Below are 4,835 nucleotides of genomic sequence, written 5' to 3'. Positions count from 1 at the left end.
CAGGGGTGTCGAAAGAGTCAACTGCGGTCCAAAGCTGTTGGACTTGGGTGAAAAGGGCGTTTATTCTTCCTATACGTTGTCGGCAGCGGGCCAAAAAGGAATACGTCCATGCCCATCGAGGTGAAACCGGCTGTGAGCGCGGGTTCAAGCATATAGCCCGACAGGCGCGTATCCTTGCCGATCACGACACGATGGCGGTGGTCACCGCGACGAAAGACACGGCCAGCCGCCATGCCGACGCGCAAGGCGGTTTCCGCCGTCATCGCGCCTTCGTTGGCTTTGCCACGAATACCGTCTGTGCCGAAATATTTGCGCACCATAAGGTCGATTATCCTGTCGTCGGGTCGCCCTCAAAGGGGACATGCCTGCTGAACCGCGAATATAGAGAAATATCCCGAATGTGCAGTTAACGAATTCTTGCGGTTTCTTTCAGCGCCGCCAATACCGCCAGCCCGTCGCGCAAGGGGCGCGGCTCGTGTGTGCGGATGAAGTCAGCTCCACCTGCGGCGGCGGCAAGCTCTGCAGCGAGTGTCGCGGCCCCGACATCCCCCGGACCACGGCCTGTGAGCGCGCGCAGAAAGGATTTGCGCGAAACAGACAGAAGCACCGGCAAATCGAAGCGCAGCCGCAATTCATCGAACCGCGCCAGCACCGAGAGCGAGGTTTCGGGAGCAGCCCCCAGAAAAAACCCCATGCCGGGATCAAGGACAAGGCGGTTGCGTTTGATACCGGCACCCGTCAGCGCCGCGATGCGCGCGTCAAAGAACGCCGCAATGTGATCCATGATGTCGCCAGCGGGTGCCTCGCGCCGATCTGCCTGCCCGTCTTGCACCGAATGCATAACGACGAGTTTGGCAGATGATTTCGCCAATTGCGGATAGAACGCAGCGTCTGGAAAACCGCGAATATCATTGAGATAGGCCACACCACGCGACAAGGCATAGGCTTGCGTCGCGGGTTGATAACTGTCGAGCGAGACGGGAATGCCATCTGCCTTGAGCGCGTCCAGCACCGGCGCGATACGCGCGATTTCTGTGTCGGACGAAACAGGCGCGGCGTCGGGATTGCTGGATGCCGGACCGAGGTCGATCACATCTGCCCCCTCGGCCATCAGCTTACGCGCCTGCGCAATGGCTGCGTCTGGCGCCAGATACCGGCCTCCATCGGAGAAACTGTCCGAGGTTATGTTGACGATGCCGAAAATGATGAGCGATTTATTCATGGGGGCTTCTATAATAATAATAATCGAGCATGAGTCTCATACGGATGCTCGGGTCGAAAGGGAATCCCCAGGCGAGTAACCTGTTTGCGGTGCTCCATTAGCTGCAGGAGCAGAATAGCATACATCTGGAAGCAAAGCCAGGAAAGCGGCCTATGGAGCTGTGCGGCAGCGCTCAGTAGGCAATTTTTCAAAATATTGTTAAGCCTTTTCTGAGCATGGTATTTTTCATGGTATTACCAATTAGCAGGAAAATAAGCCATTGAATATAAAAGATAAAAATGTCTTGTTTACAATAGAGTGGGTATCGGAGACGAAGAAGGACAAGGTACATGCTGACCGATACCAAGCTGCGCAATCTCAAGCCCAGGGACAAACTCTACAAAGTGAATGACCGGGAAGGTCTCTATGTGGGGGTCGCCTCAGAAAACGGAATCTATGGTCACTCCCGTTTTTGCAACACCGATTTTGACGACAAGTTGGCTTGCTTGAATCTATCCGGCGTCTGAATGGGATTTTATTCCCGCGCCTCGATGAGTTCCGCGCCTGATGAACCTCCAGAAAATATACGGCTTCAATGAGCCTTTCCGTTTTACAGGTTCCTCAACAGGCCGGTGGGCCGTTAGTATCATCAATATCAGTATTCGCAAAACCAGATGAATGATTGTTTAAACTGGTGTATTTCTGCCTTTATGCTTCGTAAGTTTGCTGTCGCGCCGTCAGTGCCCAGGCTATTCTGGCCAGCTTGTTTGCCAGAGCACAGGTGACGACAAAGTTGCTTTTCCGACACAACAACTCCCTGACCCAGTCGGCCAACTTGCCAGACTGGTGTTCCAGTTTTTGTATGAATACCCTGGCACACTGAACCAACAAAGTTCGGATCTTTTTGTTGCCCCGCTTGCTAATCCCTAACAATGTCGTCCGACCTCCCGTGCTGTACTGTCGGGGTACCAGCCCTGTTGCCGCCGCAAAGTCACGGCTGCTGGCGTACTGCTTCCCGTCGCCAATCTCAGTTGAAATAGTACTGGCAGTCAGCGTTCCAACGCAGGGAATACTCAGCAAGCGCTGTCCAACCTCATCTTCGTCCAACTTTCGTTTCAACTGAGATTCCAGATCTTTAATCTGCTCAACAAGATAGTGATAATGCTGTTGTAATTTCAGCAGTAACTGGCTGAGATAAAGAGGCAAACTACTGTCCTCAAGAAGGGTACTCAGTCGACTAATAACGGCAGCACCTCGCGGAACGCTGATACCAAATTCCAGCAGAAAAGCATGCATCTGATTAGTTGTTTTCACCTTATCCTGAACCAGGGATTCACGGACACGATGCAGAGCTCGCATTGCCTGCTGAGATTCGGTTCTGGGCTGCACGAAACGCATAGATGGACGTGATGCTGCTTCACAGATAGCTTCAGCATCAACGAAGTCATTTTTGTTGCTTTTAACGAATGGGCGGACAAATTGCGGTGATATCAGCTTTGGAAAATGCCCTAACTCTTCCAGCTTGCGTGCCATAAAGTGAGAACCGCCACAGGCTTCCATCGCGATGGTTGTTGCCGGGCATGTCGCCAGAAATTCGATTAGCTTTGGTCGGGTGAATTTTTTACGGTAAACGGCCTTCCCACGATGATCCTGACAATGAATATGGAAAGAGTTCTTACCCAGATCGATACCAATAAGCGCAATGTTTTCCATGATGGTTCTCCGAATGAAAGCCTGTCCTCAGCATAGTACTGGGAAGGAGGGAGTGACCATCTCATTAAATAAAGCACGCTAAGCCGGTTGCAGCGGTCGTAGCGGCCTGAACTTGCCCGCGCCGATCTTGGCGCTGCTGCGCCAGAGGTAATCGCCGGTGAGGTTGATGTGCTCCCAACCGAGCGGCGACAGGTACTGCAACAGCGCGTCATCAACGGCATGGCCGTTGCCACGCAGCGCGTGCGCAGCCCGTTCCAGATAGACCGTGTTCCACAACACGACGGCAGCCGTTACCAGATTGAGGCCGCTAGCCCGGTAGCGCTGCTGCTCGAAACTGCGGTCGCGGATTTCACCCAGGCGGTTGAAAAACACTGCCCTGGCCAGCGCATTGCGCGCCTCGCCCTTGTTCAGGCCGGCATGCACGCGGCGGCGCAGTTCCACGCTTTGCAGCCAGTCCAGGATGAACAGCGTGCGCTCGATGCGGCCCAGCTCGCGGAGCGCCACGGCCAGGCCGTTCTGGCGTGGGTAGCTGCCGAGCTTTCGGAGCATCAGGGAGGCCGTCACCGTGCCCTGCTTGATCGAGGTGGCCAGCCGCAGGATTTCGTCCCAATGGGCGCGGACGTGCTTGATGTTGAGCGTGCCGCCGATCATGGGTTTCAGCGCGTCATAGGCGGCGTCGCCCTTCGGGATGTAGAGCTTGGTGTCGCCCAGGTCGCGGATGCGCGGCGCGAAGCGGAAGCCCAGGAGGTGCATCAGGGCGAAGACGTGATCGGTGAAGCCCGCCGTGTCGGTGTAATGCTCCTCGATCCGCAAGTCGGACTCGTGGTACAGCAGGCCGTCGAGCACGTAGGTCGAATCGCGCACGCCGACGTTCACGACCTTGGTGTGAAATGGCGCGTACTGGTCAGAAATGTGGGTGTAGAACGTCCGCCCTGGGCTGCTCCCGTATTTCGGGTTGATGTGGCCGGTGCTCTCGGCCTTGCTGCCGGTGCGGAAGTTCTGGCCGTCCGACGATGAGGTGGTGCCGTCGCCCCAGTGCTCGGCGAAGGGATGGCGGAACTGTGCGTTGACCAGATCGGCCAGCGCCGCCCCGTAGGTTTCGTCGCGGATGTGCCAGGCTTGCAGCCAAGCCAGCTTGGCGTAGGTCGTGCCGGGGCAAGACTCCGCCATCTTGGTCAGGCCCAGGTTGATCGCGTCGGCGAGGATCGTGGTCAGCAACAGGTTCTTGTCTTTGGCCGGGTCGCCCGATTTCAGATGCGCGAAATGCCGAGTGAAGCCCGTCCATTCGTCCACCTCCAGCAGCAGTTCGGTGATCTTGACGTGCGGCAGGATCATTGCCGTCTGGTCGATCAGCGCTTGGGCGGTGTCGGGTACCGCCGCGTCGAGCGGCGTGATCTTCAAGCCTGACTCGGTGATGATGGCGTCCGGCAGCTCGTTGGCCGTCGCCATACGGTTGACGGTGGCAAGCTGTGTTTCCAGCAGCGTCAGCCGGTCGTTCAGGTACCGGTTGCAGTCGGTGGCCACGGCCAGCGGCAATTCGCTGGCCTGCTTGAGGCTGGCGAATTTCGCGGGCGGCACCAGGTAGTCCTCGAAGTCCTTGAACTGGCGCGACCCCTGCACCCAGATGTCGCCGGAACGCAACGCGTTCTTCATCTCCGACAGCGCGCACAGTTCGTAGTAGCGCCGGTCGATGCCGGTGTCGGTCATGACCAGCTTCTGCCAGCGCGGCTTGATGAACTCGGTCGGCGCGTCGGCGGGCACCTTGCGGGCGTTGTCGCTGTTCATGCCGCGCAGCACCTCGATGGCGTCGAGCACGTCCTTCGCGGCGGGAGCGGCCCGCAGCTGGCACTGTTGCAAAGTTAGCGATGAGGCAGCCTTTTGTCTTATTCAAAGGCCTTACATTTCAAAAACTCTGCTTACC

General features: G+C 56.9%; 3 protein-coding genes and 2 pseudogenes. 1 reads left to right on the top strand and 4 read right to left on the bottom strand.

Features of this window, described 5'->3' with window-relative positions:
• Positions 1-17: 17 nt before the first annotated feature.
• Both K5R89_RS26575 and sul2 read right to left on the bottom strand, forming a co-directional pair.
• Positions 18-320, bottom strand: a complete 303-nt coding sequence (locus tag K5R89_RS26575; protein WP_000251875.1) for a phosphoglucosamine mutase — start codon at positions 318-320, stop codon at positions 18-20.
• An 86-nt stretch (positions 321-406) separates the two neighbouring features.
• Positions 407-1,222: a sulfonamide-resistant dihydropteroate synthase Sul2 gene (gene sul2, locus K5R89_RS26570; RefSeq protein WP_001043260.1), complete on the bottom strand. Its 816-nt coding sequence runs from the start codon at positions 1,220-1,222 to the stop codon at positions 407-409.
• 329 nt (positions 1,223-1,551) lie between these two features.
• Here sul2 and K5R89_RS27685 point away from each other — a divergent pair.
• Positions 1,552-1,638, top strand: a pseudogene (locus tag K5R89_RS27685) (Arm DNA-binding domain-containing protein); the annotation flags it as partial.
• A gap of 271 nt (positions 1,639-1,909) precedes the next feature.
• Here K5R89_RS27685 and K5R89_RS26560 read toward each other — a convergent pair.
• Together K5R89_RS26560 and K5R89_RS26555 are read right to left on the bottom strand one after the other, a co-directional pair.
• Positions 1,910-2,914 carry an IS110-like element IS5075 family transposase gene (locus tag K5R89_RS26560; RefSeq protein ID WP_000427619.1) on the bottom strand — a complete coding sequence of 335 codons (1,005 nt, stop codon included), beginning with the start codon at positions 2,912-2,914 and terminating at the stop codon, positions 1,910-1,912.
• Positions 2,915-2,992: 78 nt separating this feature from the next.
• Positions 2,993-4,759, bottom strand: a pseudogene (locus K5R89_RS26555) (Tn3 family transposase); the annotation flags it as partial.
• Between the last annotated feature and the right edge of the window lie 76 nt (positions 4,760-4,835).

Origin of the sequence: Klebsiella sp. TF21-TM (assembly GCF_019753495.1) — a bacterium.
Classification (GTDB): Bacteria; Pseudomonadota; Gammaproteobacteria; order Enterobacterales; family Enterobacteriaceae; genus Klebsiella; species Klebsiella quasipneumoniae.
Note: the sequence above shows the minus strand (reverse complement) of the source record. Positions and strands in the feature narration are given on the sequence as shown.

What these genes read in the sequence shown, in the direction of transcription:
- K5R89_RS26575 (WP_000251875.1), bottom strand. Translation starts at nt 320, where the DNA reads ATGGTGCGCAAATATTTCGGCACAGACGGTATTCGTGGCAAAGCCAAC.
- K5R89_RS26560 (WP_000427619.1), bottom strand. Translation starts at nt 2,914, where the DNA reads ATGGAAAACATTGCGCTTATTGGTATCGATCTGGGTAAGAACTCTTTC.
- sul2 (WP_001043260.1), bottom strand. Translation starts at nt 1,222, where the DNA reads ATGAATAAATCGCTCATCATTTTCGGCATCGTCAACATAACCTCGGAC.